The organism is Polaromonas sp. P3_C2, assembly GCF_056402675.1.
The window spans coordinates 1-20,185 of record NZ_JBFUGX010000009.1; the positions used below are offsets into that span (position 1 = coordinate 1).

The 20,185-nt window shown below is 61.3% G+C and carries 15 protein-coding genes; 1 reads left to right on the forward strand and 14 read right to left on the reverse strand.

The annotated features are described in order from the left end of the window. The 14 genes from AC1DWI_RS00995 to tssC all read right to left on the reverse strand — a co-directional run. A partial coding sequence (locus AC1DWI_RS00995; protein ID WP_477724260.1) for a type VI secretion system protein occupies positions 1-2,761 on the reverse strand: 2,761 nt, incomplete at its 3' end. A 10-nt stretch (positions 2,762-2,771) separates the two neighbouring features. Beyond that, positions 2,772-3,524: a DotU family type IV/VI secretion system protein gene (locus tag AC1DWI_RS01000; protein ID WP_477669975.1), complete on the reverse strand. Its 753-nt coding sequence runs from the start codon at positions 3,522-3,524 to the stop codon at positions 2,772-2,774. An 11-nt stretch (positions 3,525-3,535) separates the two neighbouring features. Next, positions 3,536-5,008: a type VI secretion system baseplate subunit TssK gene (gene tssK / locus AC1DWI_RS01005; RefSeq protein WP_477669976.1), complete on the reverse strand. Its 1,473-nt coding sequence runs from the start codon at positions 5,006-5,008 to the stop codon at positions 3,536-3,538. A gap of 11 nt (positions 5,009-5,019) precedes the next feature. Then, positions 5,020-5,490, reverse strand: a complete 471-nt coding sequence (locus AC1DWI_RS01010; RefSeq protein WP_477669977.1) for a hypothetical protein — start codon at positions 5,488-5,490, stop codon at positions 5,020-5,022. Between the two features lie 2 nt (positions 5,491-5,492). After that, positions 5,493-5,891, reverse strand: coding sequence for a DUF4150 domain-containing protein (locus AC1DWI_RS01015; RefSeq protein WP_348049148.1), 399 nt, complete (start codon positions 5,889-5,891; stop codon positions 5,493-5,495). Between the two features lie 3 nt (positions 5,892-5,894). Further along, positions 5,895-6,473, reverse strand: a complete 579-nt coding sequence (locus AC1DWI_RS01020) for a DUF3540 domain-containing protein (RefSeq protein WP_477669978.1) — start codon at positions 6,471-6,473, stop codon at positions 5,895-5,897. Next, entirely contained in the window at positions 6,470-7,477 is a 1,008-nt protein-coding gene (locus AC1DWI_RS01025; protein WP_477669979.1) for a pentapeptide repeat-containing protein, read from the reverse strand. Before AC1DWI_RS01025 ends, AC1DWI_RS01020 begins: the two co-directional genes overlap by 4 nt. Before the next feature lie 83 nt (positions 7,478-7,560). Next, positions 7,561-10,182 carry a DUF2169 family type VI secretion system accessory protein gene (locus tag AC1DWI_RS01030; protein ID WP_477669980.1) on the reverse strand — a complete coding sequence of 874 codons (2,622 nt, stop codon included), beginning with the start codon at positions 10,180-10,182 and terminating at the stop codon, positions 7,561-7,563. A gap of 6 nt (positions 10,183-10,188) precedes the next feature. After that, positions 10,189-12,831, reverse strand: a complete 2,643-nt coding sequence (locus tag AC1DWI_RS01035) for a contractile injection system protein, VgrG/Pvc8 family (RefSeq protein ID WP_477669981.1) — start codon at positions 12,829-12,831, stop codon at positions 10,189-10,191. After that, positions 12,828-14,024: a type VI secretion system baseplate subunit TssG gene (gene tssG / locus AC1DWI_RS01040; protein ID WP_477669982.1), complete on the reverse strand. Its 1,197-nt coding sequence runs from the start codon at positions 14,022-14,024 to the stop codon at positions 12,828-12,830. Before tssG ends, AC1DWI_RS01035 begins: the two co-directional genes overlap by 4 nt. Continuing rightward, positions 13,988-15,799, reverse strand: coding sequence for a type VI secretion system baseplate subunit TssF (gene tssF / locus AC1DWI_RS01045; RefSeq protein WP_477669983.1), 1,812 nt, complete (start codon positions 15,797-15,799; stop codon positions 13,988-13,990). The genes tssG and tssF overlap by 37 nt, the downstream gene beginning before the upstream one ends. 13 nt (positions 15,800-15,812) lie before the next feature. Beyond that, on the reverse strand, positions 15,813-16,196 hold the full coding sequence (locus AC1DWI_RS01050; RefSeq protein ID WP_477669984.1) for a GPW/gp25 family protein: 384 nt from the start codon (positions 16,194-16,196) through the stop codon (positions 15,813-15,815). A 90-nt stretch (positions 16,197-16,286) separates the two neighbouring features. After that, positions 16,287-16,859 carry an Hcp family type VI secretion system effector gene (locus AC1DWI_RS01055; RefSeq protein ID WP_348049164.1) on the reverse strand — a complete coding sequence of 191 codons (573 nt, stop codon included), beginning with the start codon at positions 16,857-16,859 and terminating at the stop codon, positions 16,287-16,289. A gap of 43 nt (positions 16,860-16,902) precedes the next feature. Further along, complete coding sequence (tssC, locus tag AC1DWI_RS01060; protein WP_477669985.1) at positions 16,903-19,578, reverse strand: type VI secretion system contractile sheath large subunit; 2,676 nt, start codon at positions 19,576-19,578, stop codon at positions 16,903-16,905. A 138-nt stretch (positions 19,579-19,716) separates the two neighbouring features. Between tssC and AC1DWI_RS01065 the strand changes: the two genes are divergently transcribed. After that, positions 19,717-19,968 carry a hypothetical protein gene (locus AC1DWI_RS01065; RefSeq protein WP_477669986.1) on the forward strand — a complete coding sequence of 84 codons (252 nt, stop codon included), beginning with the start codon at positions 19,717-19,719 and terminating at the stop codon, positions 19,966-19,968. Positions 19,969-20,185 lie beyond the last annotated feature (217 nt).

Consider the following 20,185-nt stretch of genomic DNA (forward strand, 5'->3'; position numbering starts at 1 on the left):
GTGTGGTGCCCAGGTTCACGAGCAGGCCGTCGGCAGGACCGGCCTCGGGGTCATAAAGCCGGCTGCCACTCACAAGGCCTGAGACGCGGCCCAGAGCATCCGATGAAAAGTCCCGCGCGCACTGTGAAACGCGTCCTGCGCTCGCTGTAAAGCCGAACTGGGTATAGAGCCGCAGGTTGCCGATCAGCGGATCCAGTGCGCGCGAAAAATCACCACTCTGCTGCAAAAGCTGCTGGTCTGCCGCCGAGACCGCGACAAGTCCCTGAAGCACGAACGACTCAGTTGCCGCCGACTGCGCCGAGCGCATCGCGTCATTCATGACCTGCTCAAGCTGCGCCCTCGCAAGCCGGTCGAACAGCGGCTTGCTGGTTGCCGGCGCACCGAGAGGCGGCAGTCCCTGGCCTGCTGCGAATCGCTGGTAATCAGCAGCGTAATTCATGGACCGGCCGAGGTCTGCCAGGCGCCAGCCCGGCGCTGAACTCACGCAGGCGAAGGCCTGCGGGTTCCGGACCTGCATGAAAGTCTGCTGTAGCAGGCTTTCGAGGCCGCGTACCTCTGCCGACAGTGCCGGATTCATGACGAGACTCTGGCCCTGTGCGATGAGCAGAGGCCCGTAGGGCGAAAGCTGCATGCCGCGCAGCACCTGCATGGCCGGGTTGTAGCACCTTGCCTCATCAAAACCGCCGTCACCTGCCAACAGGTCTTTCGGATAGCTGTACTGCGTCACGAGGGGCGACAGCAGTTGCCGCAGTTCCTTCGCGTCATCGGCGCAAGGGTTGTTGTTCGGGTCCGATGGCACCCATGATTTGGCGACCCAGACCAGCCATGAGGTGAACCGCCTGGTGTTGTCAACAAGCGGCCCTTTTGCCGGATCAACCTTGGCCAGGAGGCTGGGGCCCGTCGAGGCCTCAGCAAGCAAATCGACATGCAGTTGCCGGCTGGAATTCGCCAACTGGCGCGCCCAGTTGCCGCGCGAACGCTCGGGCACATTCACCACGCCGCTGTAAGGCACTTGCTCGAGCGAAGCGGCAACCACGCCGCCGGGCCGCGCCGCAGCAAGGGGCAAGCCCGCTCCGTAGACGTAGAGATAAATCAGGTTGAGATCATCCAGCTTGCGGACGGTGGATTCGGCGGGTATGGCAGTCAAGCGTGCGAAACGCTGGAGCTTGTCTTCCAGGTTGTTCACCTCCAGCGCAAGCACCTTCAGGTTGGCGCGGGTTTTGGCATACGCCGAGTTGTTGACTGTGATACCGGCAAGCGTCGGCTCGGACGCTACGGCCAGACCAGCGTCGAGCCGCGCGACCCGCGCCTGCAGGCCGCAAGCCAGCGCCGGAAACACCGTGCGCGCCATCACGGTACTGGAGACAGCCTGCACCGCGTTGTTGCTGGCACGCCGATCGACCCAGGACAACGGCATCGTCGCGAACACCATGTCGATATCGAGGGCCGAGGCCCGGGACAGCGCATCGTCAATCAATGGGCGGCCGGCGCAGCTCTCCTGTGCACCTGCCAGTGCCTGCGACTGGTAGAGCGCGGCGATGCTGCGACCCAGACCATCAACCTGGCGCTGCAGCCGCCAGCCCGATAACACCAGCGCCAACAGCAGCAACCCGGCCAGCACGATGCAGGCTTGCTGAAGCCGCAGCAGCCCCGGCTCACGCGACCAGAATGACGCCAGCGTGGCGCGCGCCAGCCCGCATTCCCCCAACGCCTTCTGCGTCAGGACGTCTTCGGCAAACGAGACATCGGCACGCGGCATGCCTGCTGGCGCACCGGTGCCTTCGGTGCAGCCCGTGAAATAGACACCTCGGCACAGTGCAGGCTGCGTCGTCGCCGTGTCGTGAAAGACCTCGGCCAGGTAGTCGCGCAAGGGCGCATGCAAACGCTCGAAATGCCTCGGAAACAGAAAAAACGCATCAGCGTCGGCAATCTGCTCCTGGGTCGCAGCGGCCTCTACCTGGATCTCCTTGAGTCGTTCACCGATGCCAACAAATGCCTCGTCAATCCACTGGACCGGGCCGGACTGCAACAGGCCGTCGCGCGCCGACCAGCCAAACATGCCTTCCCTCTGCGAACGCCCCTGCAGACGCCAGTACGGTGCAAATCCATCAACCGCGTCGCACTGGCTGACGATCACGTAGACCGGCAAGGCCAGGCTGGTGGCGGAACGCAGGTCGTCGAGCTGTCGCCGGGCATCGAGCGCGAGTTGAAGCACACTCTCACGGCCCGTGCCCAGCAAGTTACGGGAGGAAACCACCAATAGCGCCCCGTCAAGTGCACGTTCGGGGCGCAGGTGGACGAGTCCGCGCAGTACGGCTTGCCAATCTGCCGCGTCGGGCCCGGTTTGACCGGCAGCGCTGAGCTTGCCTTGCGGGTCTATGAGTTCACCCTGTGCCAGGCTGTGCCAGGCTGTGTGGGGGACGCCGGCGATCGTCGCCGCCTGTGCGTCTGGCCGTTGCCGGACCTGCAGCAACGAAGCGACCAGGCTGCTTTTACCAGCGCCGGCCTGCCCGATCAAGATGATCCAGGTTTGCTGGTAGCGCTCCCGTGCGGTTCTGGATAGCACGGTCCGCAATCCGCGCAACCAGGCCAGGAACGACTGCCAGCGCGTTCGCCAGAAACTCGCTGCCAAAACCGGCTTGATGGCGCCGGTGGCCACGATCAATTTGGCCCGGCGCGAGCGCACGATCAGCCATAACACCAGAATGCCGAATACTGTCGCGACCGCAGCAAGCACGCCAAACCAGGTACTGCTGTTCATGCTGCTCATCTCAGACACCTGCAACCTTGACCAGCGGCTGGATCAGCCATAGCCAGAGCGCCGACGACACCAGCACAAAGCCAAATGCATAGCCCATCGCCAGACGCAACCACGGGCGAAGGGGCGCCACCCGTGCATCGGCAGTCGACTTGACCGTGTGTTCATAGGCTTGCACAAACAGCCTGCCGTCAGGCTCTGCCGATCGGCCGTTGACAAAACGGTACAGTCGCTGGCGCAGCGTGTCCAGGAACAGCTGGCCCTGCGCTCCCCGGTGCATTCCCTTGAACCCAAGCTGCAGCGCGAGCAGAAAGCAGGCAGCGAGATCGCGATGCAGATTGGATCGGGACACCACAGCCAGCACCTGCTCCGCCATGTCGAAGAAGCGTCGCCCGGCCTGGCGCGAACCGAACTGCCGGTGCTCAAGCAAAACCTCGAGCCAGGCGTCCTGCGCCGGCCACGAGAGTTCAAGGATGAATATCTCGTCAGCCAGCACCACCATCACATAGCTGGCTGCCGTATAGGCGCGTTGCTGCGCCTCACTCGCGGTAGCCCGCATATCGCGTGCCTGGCCGGCCAGAAGGTCGGCCAGGCGCAGGCTCACACGGCCCGCGAGTTCGGCCGGCTCGGCCGGTGCCGCACCGGAGACCCCCAGGTAGGCTTGCAGCGACCCGCGTTCGCTTTCCTGCCGCACGCGCGCAACCTCCTCATAGAACTGCGCAAAGCAGCTCAGGAGCGGCATTTCGGGCAAAGCGGCAGGCTGCATGGCTGCGTCTTTCAGGTCCGCGTGCCTGCGGCGCGCGGACGATAAAGCAGAATCATTGCGGGCGGGGTTCCCGGTGACTTCTTGTCACCGCTAATGACGAGGTTTTGTCCCGGGCCGAACAGTCTGGTCTCGCCCTCCTTGAGCTGCAGCACCTGGTTGTCGACTGCAAACAAGGCGGCCCCCGAGCGAAGGTTGCGCTTCGCAAGTTCCTCGGCGGTCAAAAGGCGTGGCCTTGCAGTCACGCGCAGCCGGGCTGCGGCAGGCAGCAACGCCTCGCTCGCAATGCAGGCGTCAAGCAACCAGCGTTCCAGTGACGCGCGGCCATCGGCCCCCAGGCCCTGGCCGCCTTGCGGCCTGAGCTCGACAAGCAGTTGTTCACCCGCGTCAGGAGGCAACACATGTGTAAATGTGCCGTCGGCATGGCGTTCAAACGGCTGCAGCTCGAAACTGGTATTGATATAGCTGAGCTTGCGCACCACATAGTCCAGCGCACGCCGGAACTGCGGCGAACAGTCATCGTGCTGATAAGCGTCCAGCACCGGCGGGATGGGATTGGCGCCGAACGATGCCATCGCGCCAAGCAGGAGCGCCAGGCTGTCGTAGACCGCGCGCGGGCTCGACTCGGGGCGCTGCACGATGAGGCTGAACTGAGGCAGCACGGCAGCCAGCCGCCGGGCCATCTCCAGGTGCTTGCGGAAATGGGCACCCTGCAATTCATCGTCCTCGGGGCCGTCGCTTTCCCGATTAGCGCCCAATTCGCGCAGCTTGAGCCACAGCGCTTCATTGAGCAGCTGGAGCCGGTGCCGCAAGCCGGTTGCCTTGAGAAAATCGCCGGCCTGCCAGCACAGCATGGGCGGGTGGTAGGGCTTGAATTCGACATGCCTGTTTTCTTCGCGCCGGAACAACTCGAACAAGGGACAGGCCTCGTAGCCGGCCGGAGCTGCAACTTCGGCTGACAGCGAGATCGCCGGCCGCAGGCGGTCGACCGGCACCGATCCGGTCAGGGTGTTCTCGTCAAGCGATACCAGGCCGTGCACAACCTCATTGCGTGCCGGTGTCGTATTCCAGTGATTGGAGGCGTTGCCCCTCACGGGCATGATCAGCGACAACCGCACCCCATCCGGCGTGCGCTGCAACTGCGCGGTGACATCAAGTTCGAGCGCTTTTCCGGTGTACGAGCCGGGAAACACGACCGGCGTGCCGTCTGGCATGATGCATTCAAGCCGTTTGATTGCGACGATACCGGCCTTGAGCTTCACCATATCCAGCTGCAGCAGGCTCAACCCCCAGAAATCCGGCGCGACGCACGACAGCCGGTACCTCAACTGCTCCTGCCAGTAAACATCGCTTTGCTGGAAATGCTGGGGTGACAGCAGCATCCCTTCGATCCACTGGACACTGTCGGGCAAGGCCGGGCCAGCCGCAGCTGAGAACAGCTTCGCTGCGGGCTGGGCGGCTTTAGGCGCTGAAGTGGTTTCGGGCATGGGTTCTCCAATCATGAAAGGCAGCTCGTATAGCTGATCTGCGTGCTACGCAGGGTGATCAATGCGCATTTGTAGGCAGTGATGTTGGCGACAGCCTGACCGCCGGCGCTCACATAGCTTGCGTAGCTGTAGACATAGACGGCCTTGCCATAACCAATGGGCAGGGGCTGGTTGGTGACCGTGCTGCCAGGGACAACCTGCACACCAAGCACTGCGATGCCGCTGGCCAGACCGGCTTGCAGCGCGTCGCGATTGGCAAACCAGTCGGGTGAGGTCTTCGGCAAGACGGCCGCCGCGTTCTTGTCGAAGACAAACACCAGGTCGACCTCGGTTCCCATATTCTGATTGGCATCGAGTTCGGCGACGATGTTCAGCGTCTTTAGCGGCGTAGTAGGGCTGTAGCCCAGCGCGTAGCTGATAAAACCGCAGCCGGAAACAGCCAGCAATGCCGCTGTGCCGAGAAAACCGTTGACGATGCGCATGATCATCCCAGCACCATCACGCATACCTGCGAAGGTGTGATCGACATGCCGATCGCGTTGCCTATCATGCCGTTCTGCCCGACCACACTGGTCAGCCGTGTCGCAAACACACCGCCCATCGCGACCTTGAAGCTACCCATGAGGTATCGGTCCGGCCCAATTTCCATGCCCGAAACCACGCCCAGGTTGACGCCGGGCTCGTCACCGTTGCTCAACGTGCCCTGCGTCACCAGGTTTTCAGCGAGTCCGCCGCCGATGATCACGCAGGCCTGCGAAGGAATGTGCGAAATCGTGATGACGATATTGGGAAACGGAATGGGCACCGGCCCCACCGGCGTAGGCACCAGACAGACGTCGGGAAACGCGAAATTGATGACGCAGAGGTTCGTATTGGCGAACATGACTCATCCCAGGCTGATGCGTTCAGCATCGAGCTTGATGTCTTCTTCAGCTGTAACCAACGCCTGCCGTCCATGGAGCCGCAGCAGCGCCGAGGCCTGCATGATCCCGTGCTCGACACGCGTTACGAGATGGCGTGCCGACTGCACCATGGTCTCACTGACGGACGCCAGGAAATCTCTTGCGTTGACGCTGACGGAGCCGCTGGCCGACGTCAGCTCGACGTCACCAAGACAACGCAGTGCGATTTGACGGGTGCAGGCCAGCTCAAAAGCTGGCTGGGTGATCGCCATAAGCTCCGCACCCGGCACGGAAAGCTCTGCACGGCCTGCGCCCGGCGTGTCCGCGGCCGGCTGCGGTCGCAGCAAAATATGGGTCACGAACAAGCCCGAAGCACTTTGCAACACGGCCACCGTGTCACCAGGCAGGGGCGTGAGCAGGCAGGAAACCGCTTGCAACGCAAGCCGGCCGTCCGCCAGCCGCCACCGCGCTTGTCCGAGCGACCGGCCTATGCTCGCCTCTCCCCAGCCGTGCACGGTTGCGGCGCGCACGGGAAGGTCAAGCTGTTGTGTTGCCTGTTTCATGCTGCTTCCATTTCAAGTGAGCGTTTTTCGGCGGCAGCGCGCGCCTCCTGGGTGCCGAGGGCGGCGGCTACGTTGGCACCGGTGAAATCGGCGCCGGTCCAGACCGCACAGTGAAAACTCGTGCGGTCGAGCTTGCAGTACCGGAAATCCATTGCCCGACCATTCGCATGCGCGAACTGGGCAAACTGCAAGTCCGATCCCGCGAAAACGACACTGTCAAGCCTGCTGTGATCCCAGATCGTTTTCACCAATCCGGCCCCGCGCAGCGAAACTCCGTTGAGTTGGGCTTTTTGCAATACCGCACCCTCGAGTTGGGCGCCGTCAAGATTTACCCGGTCAAACTTCGCTTTTACGAACTGGCAGCGTGTCGCGTCAATGCCGCCCATCAGAGTTTCGCTGAAGCTGACTTCGGCACAATTCGATTCACGGATGCTGGCGCGACTCAGATCAGCACCTGAAAAATCGGCACCCTGCAAAGTGCAACGCAACAAGCTGGCGCCGGCCAGTTTCTGCCCGGCGAAGCTGGCTTTGATAAACAGGCTGGTGCTGGCTCGCATGCCGGCGAGCCTGGCTTCCTGCAGTTGTGCCTCGTTCAGGCTTACCTGCTGCAATTCGGCACCCTGCCAGTCGCTGCCGCCCCACTGGCAATCTGCAAATGCGCTGCGCAGCAAGCGCGCCTCAATCCAGAAAGAGCCGCCGATGTCGCACTTCGTCAACATGGATTTCTCAAGGCGCGCACCGTCCCAACGACTTTGGCGGAGGTCACACTGACTGAAGGCCAGCATTGTGCCGGACGCACCACGCCAATCGCTGCCAGCCAGACGGCTCTGGCAAAAAGCGGTGCGGCGCAACCCGGCATCGCAAAAGTCGGCCGCGCCGAGTTCGCAATCAATAAAGGACGCTCCCTCCAGCTGGGCACCGGCCCAATGCGAACCCGCCAGCTGGCAGCCGCTGAAAACCGCACCTGTGAAATCGTGGCCGCTTGCATCAAGTCCGGCCAGCATCTGGCCACGCACCGGACGGCCAAGCCGCACCAGGCGCTGGATCTCGGCCCAATCCTGGGCGGAGGCCTGGCTGTAAGTCCTGCTCATGCGAGCCTCCTGCGCGCATCCAGACGTACACCGCGTGTGTCCGCATCAACCAGGCAGACCTCAGTGAGTTCGGCTTCATACAGGCTGGCGTCGCGCAGATCGGCTTTTCCAAAGTCAGCCTTTCGCAACAACGCCTGGTAGAAGTCGGTGCCCACGGCACTCGCACCGGGCAGTTGTGCCTTCATCATGAGAGTGCGCGGCAGGCAGGCACCGTCAAGGCTGGCGGCACTAAGGTCAGCCCGACTCATGTCGCACGCCATAATGAAAGCGCCGTCGAGCCGCGCACCCTGCAACTGGCTTTGCGTCCAGCTTCCGCGTTCAGCGCGCAATCCGGACAGGTCGGCGCCACGCCAGTCGCTGTCATTCCCCTGGACTTGCACCAGCCGGGCCTCTCTCCATTGACTGGTCGACAGGTCGGAACCGATCAGTGCACTTCTCTGCCATCGCGAACCCGAAAAATCGGCCCCCCGGGCTTGCAGCTTCCAGGCAACGCATTTGTTGAACGAGGCACCGCACCAGCTGCTTCCAGCCAGTTTGGCCTGGTTGAAAATTGTTGTGTCCAGCGTCGCGCGATCGAAGTTTGCGCCGCAAAGATCTGCTTCGTCGAGTTGCGCAGCTGACAGGTCGCAATCGCAGCCGCGAGCTTGTGTCCAGTTCGCCCTGGAAGCACGGGCCGAGCAAAGGCGCGCCCCGCGAAAACTCGCTTCGCATGCATGACTACTGCAGAGATTGGCCTCATCAAGGTTGGCCTCATCAAGTAGTGCGCCATCGAGCCGCGCCTGCGTCAGTACAGCGCGGCGCAGGTTGCAGCCGCGCAGGTCCGCACCGCTGAGGTCGGCGTACTCCAGCAGGCATCCACCAAGGTCAAGGCCCGCAAGTACTGCACCGCGCAGGTCCGCGCCGGCAAGGTCGCGGCCGGCAAGCTTTTCTCCGGCCTTCGCCCAGGCCAGCACCTGTGCCCCCAATAGCGACGCGACAGCGGGCGACAGCGCCTGCGCGGGCGACAGCGGGACGGGAGACGCATGGCGGGCTTTGCTTTTAAGTTGCGCGGCTGCCATAAGGTCGGCATGTTGGGACGGCGTTGCGGCAAGCGCGAGCGGCGCCAGTGCCTCTCGCGTCGCCGTACCATCGGCGCGCTGCAACACCTCCACCCAGAGCGGCCCGGACTCCGGAGCATTTTCATGCTCCCCAGCGGGAACATCCGTCTGCCCCGTCAGCACCTGTAGCTCTGCAAGCTGGTGAGCAAGTGCTGCCTGCTGAGCGGCCGCGTTTTCGCGGGTACTGGCCACCAGCTTTTCGACGCTGTGCATCAGGTCGGTCAAGTCCATGTCACCGTCGGCCAGGGCCTTCGCCGACGGCGTCTGGAGCAGGGGCGGCCCGGCTTTTGGCGGCTCGTAGCCCGCGGGCGGCTTCATGCCGCTTTGCTGCCAAAATTCGCGCGTCACTTCGTCAAGCACGTCCTGGCGTTTTTTCAGTGCCGCCTCGGCTTCGGTGGCAGCCAGCGCGGGATCGGCAGGATCGAGCCGCGGCGCGAGCTGCGACTCGTTGAGTGCATGCAACGGTGCAGTCTTGGGGTCCAGGCGCAGCGTGAGCACTTCTGCGTAATAGTTCAAGGTACGCGGCGCCTCGGTCGCGCCTTCGTAAGCCAGCATCAATACCCCAATGTCCAGTGCATCGCTGTCAGCGACCTGAATCTCGCCCCGCCAGGCCGCAACACCGAGTTGCTGCTCGGGGAGGAACCATACCGTGTCCATGCGCAGCCCGATTTCAGCCAGCGAAGCAGGAGAAGCGTCTTTTTTGAGCGCGAAAGCCTTGACGCGCTGCTCAGGCAGTGTGCCCCGGATGGCCTCAATCTGTGGATGCATCCCCTGTAACAGGTAGGCTTCGCCGCCCGCGAAAGGATTCGCGATGCGCTGGTCGGCCGCTGCCTGGTTATAGAGCCGCCAGTCAAGATCTCGCGGCAAGCCGGGATAATCCTCGCGCAGCCAGCGTTCATCGTAAGTACCGGCATAGCGCTTGCGAGGCACCCAATCGACAGGCATGGGCCCAAGTCCGGCAGGGGGATAGCGACGCCCATGGCAGTCAACGGGCTGGGCGGCGTACTCGACGTTCGGCATAACCCCTTCGTTCGCACCGGCTATTGCGGCGAACCGGTTGCCGTCATGGCCACAGCCAACCGGATTGTCTTCGTAGCCCGGACCACCGAAGGCATGTGCGAAATCAAGCGGCATGTGTACAAATTCCGCAGGCTGCGAGATGCCAAAGAGCGGCAAGACGCCATAGCGCCATTGCCTGTCGCCAAAAACCGCCAGACGCTTGTCGATGGGACCGACTTGCAGCCGCGCTTCCATGCGCCTCACCGGACGGTTTCCCGGCGCGCAAGCGCGACCCAGCACCAGGGCTTCGGCCCCGGTCTTGGGCATCGCCTCGTCCAGCGCCTGGCCCACCGGCAATGCGGCCAGTACCCGTGCCCATTGCGGGCCCTCCATGAGAAAGCGCTGCGGCCTGACTTCACCCAGCGGAAAAAAACCCAGCGCCGTCACCACCAGGCGGTTTATGCCGGATTGCCGGTATGTCTTGTAGAGCAGGCCTAGGCTCAAGGGCTTGATGATCTTCATGGCGGCCTAGAGATAGATCTTCAGCTCGGTGATCGTCAGGCTCAGGCCCGTGATCTGCATCGTCGCCTGCAACGCGGTGAGTTGCACCAGGATGCCGGCCCCGGTCATTTCAATCGAGGTTGATGCGCCTTTCATCGAGATCGCCGTGGTGTCGCCCGACAGCGAGATGTCAGTACTCGACCCCAGAACTGAAACACTGTTGCTCTGGCCCGTGAGGCTGACCCGGCTGGACAGGCCGGTCAGGCTGACCTCGTTGTGAGCGCCAACCAGGTTCATCGCCGTACTGGCACCGGTCAGAGAGGTGCTGTTGCTGACGCCAACCAGATTGGTGCCCGTATCGACCAGCGTCATCGAGACATGATCCGAAGCAAGCGTCACCGCAACGTTGTTGCTTGAACCGGTTGCGCTGGTCTGCATGCTCATGCCAACAACCGAGTCACTGTCGCTGAGGCCGACCATGCTGCTGCTGCTGCTCATTCCCTCCATCGAGCCCGACAGCCGCACTCCGGTCGCGCTTGCGCTGACAGCCATACCGACCGCCGAGGTCGAGATGTGCTGACCGGTTACGTCGAGGTTGACGCTGCTGACCGTGAACGACTCGCTGGTTTGGCTCGCGGTCGTGGTTGTATTGAACACGATGTTTTGCGAAGTCGTGTTGCTGAGCGTGCCTTCGGTCTTGCTGGTGTTGGTGGCGTCACCGGTCACCAGCGAGTGGTTGGTGGTCGTACCAAACTCGGTGCTGCTCCAGCTTTCCGCACCCTTGTGCGTGCTGTGGGTCGAACCGAAGGAATCCGACTGGCTCAACAGGCCGTTCGCGCCGTCTTCGGAGGTCGAATAGCCATAGCTGGCCCCCTGCGAATACGACGATTCGCGGAACTTTCCGCTGTCGTATTGCTGGCTGACGATGGCAACCGCGTTGTCCAGGTCAGCATCGGAGTGCAAGCCGAAACGGATGCTCTTGCCGTCGCCATAGGCCGTCGAATAGCTGCTGCCAACGTTGGTATTGGCCGTCCAGCCTGATGGCATGATGACCTTGGTGCCATTAGCCTGGATGATGCTCTGGATTTCAGGCAGCTCGGACTGATCCTGCGCCCGCGTGATGATGACGGTCGTACCGATCTCCGGCACGGTCTGCATGTGTGGCGCCAGCTTGACCCAGACCGGCTCCGCCGGGTCGGCGCCGTCCGGTGAAAAGATGTCCTGGCCTGTCGAGAACCGCACATAGACTCCCTGCGCCTCAAGCACCGGAGAAATTCCCTCGCTGTCGACAATGCGGCTGGTCTCCGGGTCAAAGTTATCCTTCTGCATATAGCGCCAACCCACCGGCGCAACACCCTGGTTTCCACCCGAGACGACACTGGCGAGCACACTGCCCTGCTGGGTCTCCTGGATGGAGAACGGCGTGACCAGCCCCTGGGCGTCTGTCGCCTGGAACTTGTTGCTGTAGCTGCCGTCGAGTGTTGCCTCATGCTGAACCTGTGTTGCGACAAAGCTCCTGCCCTCCAGCTGAGGTCTGACCTGCAATGGCCATTGTCCTGAGCGCACTTCCTGCGTCACCGAGAAGCGGTGCCCGCAATGCAGGTAGGGGCAATAACTCGAACCACTGAATTGCCGGCTACCCGTATCCAGGGTGTCCTGCGTTGCATGGGCATAGTGATCGACCTCAACGTCGCTGCAGCCGTATTGATAGATCTGGTATTGGTTGAATGGCAAGGTACCAGGCGCTGGCTTGGTCTGAGCATGAAAGCTCTGAAACCCAGCCACCGCATCCGACTCCCAAGCCGCCTCTTCGCGTGTGAATACCGAGTTCACCGCGCTGCTGGCCAGGCTCTGCTGAAAGCTATAGTCGCTGATCATGTCAGGCTGAGCCAGGCCGAGAGCGTCTTCCTGGGTGCCGCAGTAGCGTAGCGGCCTGCCATCGGGCAGGGCTTCCGGGTAAACAGGCCGGTTGGCGAAAACCGCTGTGTGACTGGTGCCGGTGGTCACGTAGAAATAGTAGATGTGCGCTTTCGACATGAGCCGCCGCACGAACTCATAGTCGGTTTCGCCGGCCTGCAGCCAGTCCTGCTGCCTCGCGACTGCCAGATTGCCTGAGCCAACCAGCGCCGCGACCGAAAAGTCAATGTTGTGCTTGCGCAGGACGCCCGCAATAGCATCACGCACATTCAGCTGGCGATGGATGCAGTAGTTGTTCGTGAGCGTAAGCTTCCAAAGTGCCGGCCGCATGGTCGCGCGATAGACGCCTGGCTGCTCCATTGAGAAGGATGCGACGATGCCATTGAACAGGGTCAACCGCACGCCTTCGTCCTGGCCGTGTACGGCCTGGTCAAACCACTCGTTGGCTTCCTCGCGCGTCGGCTGCTGCTGGCCATCCAACACAGGGTAGTGAACCCCCACAGTGACCGGTCGCCCGAGCAGGTCATCAAAGGCCAGCTCAAGGCCGCTCTCGGGGTCCGAGTTTCCGTGCAACTCCAGTTCGTACTCAAAATGATCAGAAATGCTTTCCTGCCCTTTAAAACTGACCAGCCGAAAGCTACCGTCACCCAGGATGACGCCCGTTTCCAGGAACAGCGCGACATGCAGGTAGACGACCGGCGCCGGCGACAGCAGAGCCAGCGGGGTCGTCATGCCAGTTACGCGGTCGTTCATGTCATGGCTCCCGACTCATAGGCGGGGACCAGAAAGCGCGCAACACAAACACCCGAAACGCCAGCGGTGCCATCCGTCGGCCGCGACTTCAGCCATGCGTTAAAGCCCAGACGCATACCGGAGAAACCGGAGGCCTGAGTCGATACCAGCCGCGCCAGCGGCACCTCTGCTGCAAGCACCGAAAGTTCGATCTCGGCATCGTGGCGACGGTCAAGCATCAACCGTAGCAAGCCTTGCAGTTCCTCATACGAGCTGTGCACGGCAGGTGCTTCACTGCCTATATCGACCTGGCGTTGCAGGCGTTGCCATTGACGCAGCGAACGCTTTGGTTCTGTGTCTTTTTTCAGCGGCGGCAGCAGTGCCTCCAGTTGGGAGTAAGCGACAGGGCCTGCGGTCAGCCGGATGCGCGACTGCTGATCCCAAGTGCTGCGACCAAGCAGCATGTCAACGCCAAGCCGGTGACCACTGCGGCCCAGGCGGTGCTGATCGTCCGGATCGATTGCACGCCATGCGCCCACCAGTGGCTGCAACCTGACTGGAAATCCAAGCTGCGCCGAGATCACCTGAACCAGCCCGGCTGCCGACCGCCGGCCGTTTGCCAGCAAATCCCCGATGCCGAGCCACTGGCGCTGGGGCATCGGGATTTGCCCGGCCTGCTCGGCGTTGTCCACCCCCATCAGCGCGCCAAGGTATTCGGCAAGCTGGCTGCGCTCAGGCCGCTCGTTGTTCAGCCCAGGCTCAAAGCCGGCGCGAGTTTCATAACGCAGCAGATTTAGCCGGTTATTGAAAATGTCGAGAAATGCGCGCGTCGCGGATTTTCCTGCACGATCCAGCTCGCGCATCCACTCGAGAAAAGGTTCGGGCAAGGGACCGAGTGCACTGCCAACACAGAAGTCCGGGGTGATGATTGCCAGCATTTGGGGCCGGTCATGCAGATCGCCTTCAGCTTCGATCAACGCCGGAACCGCAGACGACCCGGATGCAATGGCCTGCACGCGCACGGCGCTCGCCGCGCGCGCGGGAAAGCCCGCATCAAGATCAGCCTCGAAACGCACGGTCTGGCCCGACCCGCCGGCACGATCATCCGGCTGGCGCAGCCACAGACGGATCATCTGCAGGAAATTGAACTCCCCAAAACGCTGCTCGAGCCGGCGGCTCAAAGAACGATCTGGGCCCCAACCATTGGCGGCCATCTTTTGAGTACTCCTTTCTCGTCAGTGGTTTCCAGGCTTACGCAGACCATGTTGTTGACTGTCGAGTAGAGCGCAAGAAAATAGCGCAGCACCGACGCAAATAGCAGCATGCTGGTCGACTCGAACTGTTTTCGATTCAGCGTAAGGGTGATATAGAGGCATTGCACATAGCCCCGCACTCCATCGCGTATCGTGTAGCGCATGCCGGGCCGACATTGCAGCGCCTGAATTCCTTCAATGCTGCGGAAAGCCTGTGTCTGCAGAGGGTCGATGTGGTCGCGCAGCATGCTTTTGAATGCAGCGAGCGCCTGCGGCCCCTCTGCCATCGACAAGTGGCTCATGCCGAGCTGGGAAACCAGCGACCAGGGACGCCGCCCAATCAGCGCGGGGGTGATGTGACGCGAGGGCCGGCTTATCACTTCGAGTACCGTGATCGGCCCCGCCCCTTCGAGCTGCAGAGGTTGCTTGACCAGCAGTTGTTCTGCCAGCTTGCGATTGGTGCAAAGCGCCCGCCCGCCAACAACTTCTGCCGGCGGCAGTGCCATCTGCTGCCGGACATCAAGAAAAGATATGAACACCTCGGTACCGGCAATGCCGCCAAGCTGGTTTTCCTCGCGCCGCATGACATAAAAATAGTCATCGGTGCCGCGCGTCTTCGCGTTCCCAAGTTCGAAGTACGGCACCAGCTTGCGTTGGCTGCCGTCGGCGCTAATGGAAACCAGCTCCTCAATGCTGTAGATCTCGCAGTTTTGGCGGTTCTGCACGTCTGCGGTTAGCTGGTATTCGTACTGCGTGTGGTCAAGCGCCAGAGGCTCCATGCGCTGACGATAGAGGTTCACCATGGGCACGCAGTTGAGCTTGAGCGAACGTGACGAGAGCTGGCGATCCTTATGGGAAGCCACGTCAAACTGGAACAACAAGTCAAAACCATTCTCAAACGGAGCTAGGTCAAACTCGCCGGTTTCGAAAAACATGAATTTTTCCGGAAAGGAAAAATATTCCTGAAGAAGCCGGTGTCCGGGATGCATGTTGTTTCGGACCGGGAGAGCGGCCTCTTCGTCCTCAAACCCGAGCCAGTGGACGGCGCTCTGGTTTGCGCCTGGCAGTGGCTCACCACCAATCTGTGCGATGTCAACGGCGTGCAGATGCAGGCCCAGCATCTCCTGCAAATACCAGGCGTCTTTTTGGCTGGTGTCGATGTAAAAGCGCAACCGGGTTTTCTTGAGCGCCTTCACCGGGTCGATACCCAGGCTGCGCACCCGAACACGCAGCACCGACAGGCAACGTTCGTCGCTCAACCCGACCGGGAAATCTCCCGCCTGCAACATTTCAATCTCGACAATGCCCAGCGGCAACAAAGGCAAGTCGCAGGTTGTCGTAAAGCGGCAGACGCTTTTCCGGCCCCGGCCGTCCTCAGCCGTCACACTGGCCTGCCGCCCGCGCTCCAGAACCGCGCCGGCCGCGTCGTCCGGCTTGACGCGGACCTGGGCAATCAACATGGACGGCACAGGCGCCGCCAGGTGCGGGTAAAGGTAACCGAGGAGTACGTTCGGGATCAGCGCCTTGCTGACTTCGGACTCATATTGCACCCGACCGGTCAGGAAAGCAAAGGACTGCAGCAGCATTTCCACGTGAGGATCGTGCGAACCGGTGCGATCGAGTTTGAGTGCCTGCGCCTCTGTCGGATAGGCCTGCGCAAATGCAGCGGCGTCGTTGCGCAGCCCTGCCAGTTCGCGCTGGTAGTAGTCCTTGAGTTGAGTTCCGTAGACTTGCATGGTCTGGAAGCGCCTAGCGGCGCGGCAACCCGAAGCTGAAGGTCTCCGTCAGCGGCTGGTCGGCGAGCTTGCCGGTGACGACTACCTGGAAAGGCATGACGGAACTACGCGTTTCCTCAACAGTCACACGTACGCCCGTCAGCCGAGGTTCGTGGCGCACGATCATGTCGCGGATGCCCAGCGAATAACGCTGTACGTCATCTTTCTGGGCATAACCGGCGCCGGTCAGGGAAGGCAGGCCGACGCGCATGAGTTCCAGACCGGTCGAACCGGCCCAGACGTGCGAGCTAACCAGACGCTGAATCTGCAGCCGCACGGCATCGCGCAGATTGAAGCTCTGGCCGCTTTGCGCCGGCGCCGCACCTGCAAACTCCAGGCGCTCAAGCAAGAACTGCATGTTTATCCCCTTGGGCTGGCGCGCCGCAATAACGGTACGCCATCTCAAAAACAACGAAAATCCACGGCGCCCGCAGGGCCGCAACGAGGCTCAAGTGAACGCCGTCAAAGGCCTGTTCTGCGCCAGGCTCCAGCCGGCAGTGACGTTCCCCTTGACCTGCATGTCCGGTGTCTGCACGGCGTAGGTCCAGACGATCTCGGTGAAGTTAAGCTTGAACTGCTCGGTCGGCATGTCGTCAGGATGTGACTGGAATTGAATTTCGCTGATAAGCGCGTCGCGCAGCATGAAGGTAATGATGTTGCCGACCTTGTCGCCCGAGTTTCGCAGGATGTAGATGTACGAGGGCTTGGCCTTGTCGCCCAGCGACTTCGCGCGCAAACAGAAGTCGTAGAGCTTGACCGAAGTCTTGTCGACATATTTGACGCAGGTGAACTCCGTGATCACCGGCCTGCCAGAGGTGCGCGCCGAATTGCTGACGTCCGTCGTCACCTGCTGCTTCATACCCTGGTGCACTGACACCAGTTCGATGCATTGGCCGAGCTTAAGTTCCTCGTTGGCGGTCCAGTCGGCGCCGGTCGAAATCAGGCTGCCGCCCGTGGCCCAGTCATTGCTTGTTGTGGGGAACACGGAAGTGTCGCCGGGTTGTAGCAGTATCAGATCCATGGCTTGTCTTTCGTTGGTCTATATTGGGTGGGAAGAGAACGCGTCACTTCGGAAGATTCGCCACAAGGCGGATCGAGGTTGTCAACTCCTCAAGCTGGAAGTGCGGCCTGAGGAAGACGACCGCGTTGTAGGAACCCACGGCGCCTGGCACATCCTTCACGATCACGTTCGCCTGGCTCAGGGGAAAACTCGCCTTTGCGTCCTGAGAGGCGTTCTCATCGAGCAACACATAGTTCGATATCCAGGTGTTGAGGTAGGCCTCTACATTGCCCCGCGTCAGGAAGCTGCCTATCTTGGCGCGCATGATGACCTTGATGTAATGCGCGAAGCGCGAGGCCGCGAGCATGTAGGGCAGCAGCGCGGAAATCTGTGCGTTGGCATTGGCGCTGTCGGAAAAATACTTCTTCGGCTGGTTGCTGGTCTGCCCGCCAAAGAATGCAGCCTGCCCCTTGCCCTTGCAATGGCATAACGAGATGAAGCCCAGATCGTTGAGCTCCTTTTCGCGCCGGTCGGTGATGGACACTTCAGTTGGACAAAACAGCTCCTCGGCCCCGGAATCGGTGCGGTAGCTGTAGGTCGGCAGGTCCTCAACCAGTCCACCACCTTCAACTCCGCGTATCGCTGCCGTCCAGTTGTACCTGGAGAACGCGTTGGTCACGCGCTGCGCCAGCATGTAGGCCGCATTGCCCCACAAGAAACTGCCGCTATCGGGTGAACTGCTGGAAGGCCCGACAGTCTCCTCGAAGTCCATGCCGTCAACCGGCCAGCTGTTCTTGCCGTAAGGCAGGCGCAGCAGCACATGCGGCATCACCAGCGTCACATAGCGGGAATCCTCGCTTTCGCGAAATTCCTGCCAGCCGGCCAGCTCAATGCTTTCAAAGATTTTTTCCAGGTCACGGGGCTTGGCGAGGTCGCGAAAGCTGTCGAGTCCGAATAGCGACGCTGAGGCTGCGGTGATGTATGGCGCATGGGCGGAGGCCGCGACTTCCGCGATCTTGCGCAGGAATTCGATATCCTTGGCGCTGCGCCCCACCTCGTAGCCGCCAATCAGAAGACTGTAGGGCAGGCCACCGAAAGTGCCGTACTGGTCTTCATAGATCATCTTGAAGAGTTTGCTTTGGTCTTTGTCGACCGCCTTCTCCATGTCGTCCAGCAGCTCGTCCCTGGTGGCGTTGAAGACACTGAGCTTGAGCATCTTGCCGGTTTCGGTGTTTGACACGAAATAGTGCAGGCCGCGCCAGGTCGCTTCGACCTCCTGGAACTTCGGCGCATGCATGATCACGCTCAATTGCCTGCTCAACCAGCCGTCGATGTCGGAGATGTGCGAGTCAATCGCAGTTATCGCGGCCACCGGCGCATAGGTGGAACCTGGAGCATCGAGCCGCGCCAGCACATCCGTCGCAAAGAAACCGATCGGGCCAAGGAATTTCTGCCTGTCCTCGTCGGTTTTCAGGCCGGCCGCATCCATGAGAGCGAAGACCGCATCAATGTTCTGCCTGGCTTGTTTTTTTGTCGGAGGCACCGGCTTTGCCTTCGGGTCAGGCGTGTCGGTAGCGCCGCTGAGAACCAGCAGCATATTGTTGGCCACCCTGCGATTGACCGCGTCATGCTTCTGCTCGGCCACTGTGCGCACTTGTGCGGCGTCGGTCGGCATCGCGATCGAATCGCTGTCGTCGGTCTGCTGCATGCCGAGCACAGCCAGAGCAGCCCTTTTTGCGTCGGCATCGATCTGGCCGTCTTTGGGTGCGAGCGCTGCCAATAGCGCTGTGGCGTCCGCAGCGAGCTTGGTCTGCGTCGCGGTCGCAGTGGGGTCGGCGCCGAGATTGCTGGCAATCGCATTGCGTTCCAGCTGGATTTTGGAAGACAGGCCGGCATCCCACTGCGTAAGTTGCTGCAGCTGGGCTGACACTGTCTGCAGGTTCTCCGGCGTGTCCGGGGTCGAAAACACCCCCAGCAGCCTGCGCAGCGGCGCCAGGGTTGCATCGGCGTCAACCACCGGCTTGCCGTCCGCGCCCACGCCGTTGACGGTCTCATATCCCCAGTCGGTGGCAGCCTTGAGCTTGGGCGCCTGATCGGCCTTGCCCATCACCATGGCCAGGTCGTACAAAGAAGATGTGGCCTTTTTGAGTTCGCCAGGCGCCTTGTCCATGTCTGCTTTGACGACGCTGTTGCGGTAGTCAGGCCCGGCCAGCACCTGAAGTTGTGCGCGCCTGGCCTGGCCGTCCGGCGTTTTGGCGATCAACAGATTCAGCTGGTCATTGAGCCGGTCGCTCGACTCCGCCCGCGACTGCAGCATGCGGATGTTGCTTCGTACCCGATAGAGCTTGTTGAGGTCAGGAATGGCGCGCACGATGGCGATCGGGTCGAACGCATCCAGCGAACTGAAAGTAATGTCGCCGGACAGATTGGCCGATTCGACGGCTCCGATCTGCATTGCACCGGGTGGTGACGGGATTCGCGGAACGTGGCCCAGAGCCACACGCGGCAACTGCGTCTTCATGACGTCGTTGAAGAGGTCCCGGTCAATAGGCACCATCTGCCGTTGCTTGTACGGCGGAAATTCCACGTCGGGATCGCGATCGCCGGCCAGGTCAGCAAACACTCCAACAATGAAGGGGAGCTCCTGCTTTTCGATGGCGCCGCCAGTCTCCACCTCGTAGGTGATCTTCACCCGGGGTGGACGATTACGCTCCAGCCATTTTTGAACACTTTCAGCCATTTTTAGCCTCTCATAGTCAATACCGCACGCACTTGCAGAAACGCTCGCCAAGCCACGAGGGCCGCGGGCGGAATTTCTCCCGCACTGTTTTCGCAAGCGGCATGCCAACCTTAAAAATCTCCTAACGCATTGATTCGTATGAGTATTTTTTTCACCTCTGAAGGTGAGGAGGACTTATTTGCACTGCTCTTTTTTCAGTTGAGCGAAGGCATCGCATACCGGCAAAGCGTGCCGGTCGAAGGCCCTCGACATCTGTCTGTGCCGGTGAAACCGGCAGGACAAAAATATCCATGCTTTGGTGCAGATATGTCCCGCCACTTTGAAAACCGCGGAAACTTTCCGAAGAATGGAATGCCACTATTGCGAATAGTTAGTTTCCAAAGAAAATGACTGGTTTTGAGCTGACCGGGACAATAATGAAGTCATCCGTTGCGAAGAAACTGCAGAACAGGCGCTTCGAAGACATCACGGCATGCAGTAGTGCCTGGCACGCGCACGCTTAATGACACGCAGCGGCATCTCCACAAAACAAGCTTGCTTGATGAACAAACAACTGGTCGATTTCGCCGTCCTCTGTATCCGCAGAAAGCTCGAGAGTGCCCCGCAC

Coding starts and splice junctions, on each gene's coding strand:
- AC1DWI_RS01000 (WP_477669975.1), bottom strand. CDS start 3,524: ATGCAGCCTGCCGCTTTGCCCGAAATGCCGCTCCTGAGCTGCTTTGCG.
- tssK (WP_477669976.1), bottom strand. CDS start 5,008: ATGCCCGAAACCACTTCAGCGCCTAAAGCCGCCCAGCCCGCAGCGAAG.
- AC1DWI_RS01010 (WP_477669977.1), bottom strand. CDS start 5,490: ATGCGCATCGTCAACGGTTTTCTCGGCACAGCGGCATTGCTGGCTGTT.
- AC1DWI_RS01015 (WP_348049148.1), bottom strand. CDS start 5,891: ATGTTCGCCAATACGAACCTCTGCGTCATCAATTTCGCGTTTCCCGAC.
- AC1DWI_RS01020 (WP_477669978.1), bottom strand. CDS start 6,473: ATGAAACAGGCAACACAACAGCTTGACCTTCCCGTGCGCGCCGCAACC.
- AC1DWI_RS01025 (WP_477669979.1), bottom strand. CDS start 7,477: ATGCTGGCCGGACTTGATGCAAGCGGCCACGATTTCACAGGTGCGGTT.
- AC1DWI_RS01030 (WP_477669980.1), bottom strand. CDS start 10,182: ATGAAGATCATCAAGCCCTTGAGCCTAGGCCTGCTCTACAAGACATAC.
- AC1DWI_RS01035 (WP_477669981.1), bottom strand. CDS start 12,831: ATGAACGACCGCGTAACTGGCATGACGACCCCGCTGGCTCTGCTGTCG.
- tssG (WP_477669982.1), bottom strand. CDS start 14,024: ATGGCCGCCAATGGTTGGGGCCCAGATCGTTCTTTGAGCCGCCGGCTC.
- tssF (WP_477669983.1), bottom strand. CDS start 15,799: ATGCAAGTCTACGGAACTCAACTCAAGGACTACTACCAGCGCGAACTG.
- AC1DWI_RS01050 (WP_477669984.1), bottom strand. CDS start 16,196: ATGCAGTTCTTGCTTGAGCGCCTGGAGTTTGCAGGTGCGGCGCCGGCG.
- AC1DWI_RS01055 (WP_348049164.1), bottom strand. CDS start 16,859: ATGGATCTGATACTGCTACAACCCGGCGACACTTCCGTGTTCCCCACA.
- tssC (WP_477669985.1), bottom strand. CDS start 19,578: ATGGCTGAAAGTGTTCAAAAATGGCTGGAGCGTAATCGTCCACCCCGG.
- AC1DWI_RS01065 (WP_477669986.1), top strand. CDS start 19,717: ATGAGTATTTTTTTCACCTCTGAAGGTGAGGAGGACTTATTTGCACTG.